The 764-nt window shown below is 66.9% G+C and carries 1 protein-coding gene; it reads right to left on the minus strand.

Annotated elements, in window-relative coordinates; all coding sequences use genetic code 11:
* Nucleotides 1-714, minus strand: a 714-nt coding sequence (locus DAE25_RS22725; protein WP_159083934.1) for an IS30 family transposase, incomplete at its 3' end; no start/stop codon positions are given.
* Between the last annotated feature and the right edge of the window lie 50 nt (nucleotides 715-764).

The following is a 764-nucleotide window of genomic DNA, read 5'->3' on the forward strand; positions in this document are numbered from 1 at the left end:
GATCAGGTCGCCCTCCCAGTGTCCGGGAACGGCGCGGTCCTCGACCTCGGGTGGACGCTCGCTGATCATCACCATGTGGGGGATCCGGCCGCGTCGCTCTGCGTCTCGTCGCCGCGGCTTGCGCATCGATCGTCCGGTGCGCAGATACGTGGTCAGCTCCCGTTTCAGACCACCCCGGGCCTGGACGTACAACGATTGGTAGATCGTCTCGGGCGACACGCGCATCTCCGGCTCGTCGGGGAAGTCGATCTTGAGTCTGCCAGCGATCTGTTCGGGACTGTCCCTGCAGGTGAGTCGGTCCTGGACCTCCTTGCGCAGCCGCAGGTTCGTGGCCAGCTTCGCCGCCCGCGGTGCGGTCCGGGCCCGGTCGGCCTTGCTCTGACCGACCGAGGCCCGGTACCCACGATGTGTGGCTCCGCGGTCGAGCTCGCGGCTGATCGTCGAGGGATCGCGACCCACCTGGCGGGCGATCTCACGGACCCCGCAGCCGGCGTGGTCCAGTGCCGCGATCTCCTCGCGCTCGGACCAGGACAGATACCGACCGGTCGGGGCTGCGGCACGAAAGGGATTCACCCCGCCAGCCTTGCGGAACCGTCGCTTGCCCCACGTCGAGGACATGCCGGCACCCAAGGCCGCATCCTCGATCAGAAGACCAGCACGGATCCCGTCCCAGAACCGTCGATCGAACTCACGTGGATGCTTCGGACGACCCATGACAACAACTCCTCAACATCGAGGTGTTGCATCACTCCCTAGAACCCGCC

It is taken from the genome of Nocardioides terrigena (assembly GCF_003047265.1).
Taxonomy (GTDB): domain Bacteria; phylum Actinomycetota; class Actinomycetes; order Propionibacteriales; family Nocardioidaceae; genus Nocardioides; species Nocardioides terrigena.